Genomic DNA, 960 nt, shown 5'->3' with positions numbered 1-960 from the left:
CTGCGCCTGCGCGAGGACGGGCAGAACATCACCTCGCGCAGCCGGACCGCCGACGAGACGGTGCGCCACATCGAGCGCGTCATGGCCCTGGTGGCCGAGCGGGTACAGGACCCCGTGGGCCGCCGGCGCATGCTGGGCCGCCACTTCCGCAGCCTGATCCGTACGGCACTGCTCCCGGCCGTCAACGCCCGACACCGCAACCCGGGGTTCACCGCCGAGGTGTACGCCCGGGGGCGGGCGCTCGTCCAGACGTACTGGACCCCCGACATGGGCGACGAGCTGAGCCGGATCGACTGGATCCGCCTGTACGCCTTCGTCAGCTGCGCGCCGAGTGCCTTCGAGCGGCTCATGGAGTACGACCCCGCGGTGGAGCCGCCCGAGGACCGGGCGGAGAACGGCCGGGTGTACCGGCTCTACCCGCTGTTCCGGGATCCGACCGCCGGCCTCCCGGACGTCCTGTTCGACGTCACGTCGAAGCTGCGCGCCCAGCACTACCTCGCGTCGATGGCCTGGAAGGGCGGCAAGGTCAGCCTGACCGGTCACGCGTACGTGGAGTCGCTGAGCACCGCCCGGCTGGGTGGCGATCTGGTACTGCGGGAACGCGACAGCGGCCGGGAACACACCGCCGAAGTCGTCGCGGTCGCCTCCCCGGACCTGGGGGAGGGCCTGGACACCGCCGGCTTCCGGGTGGAGGCGAACCTGGCCGTGGTGGACGGCGGCGCCCCCATCGGACCGGGCGTGTGGGACGCGTTCCTGGACGTACGGGCCAACGGGGTGACCCGCCGGGTGCGGCTGGGCCGCAAACACGCGCCGGACCTGGACCGTACGGCCCGCCGCCCCCGTGTCGTGGCCCGAGACGCGGCGAGCGGCACGGAACTGGCCGCCTGCCCGTTCTTCACCATCCACGACAACCTCAGCATCGAGGTGGTCCGCCGCTTCTCCCTGACGGCGGGCTGAGCG

At 72.7% G+C, this 960-nt stretch carries 1 pseudogene; it reads left to right on the top strand.

Annotated elements, in window-relative coordinates:
- Positions 1-957, top strand: a pseudogene (locus ADK55_RS16225) (hypothetical protein); the annotation flags it as partial.
- Positions 958-960 lie beyond the last annotated feature (3 nt).

Origin of the sequence: Streptomyces sp. WM4235, assembly GCF_001279725.1 — a bacterium.
Classification (GTDB): Bacteria; Actinomycetota; Actinomycetes; order Streptomycetales; family Streptomycetaceae; genus Streptomyces.
This window is presented reverse-complemented; position numbering and strand designations above follow the sequence as displayed.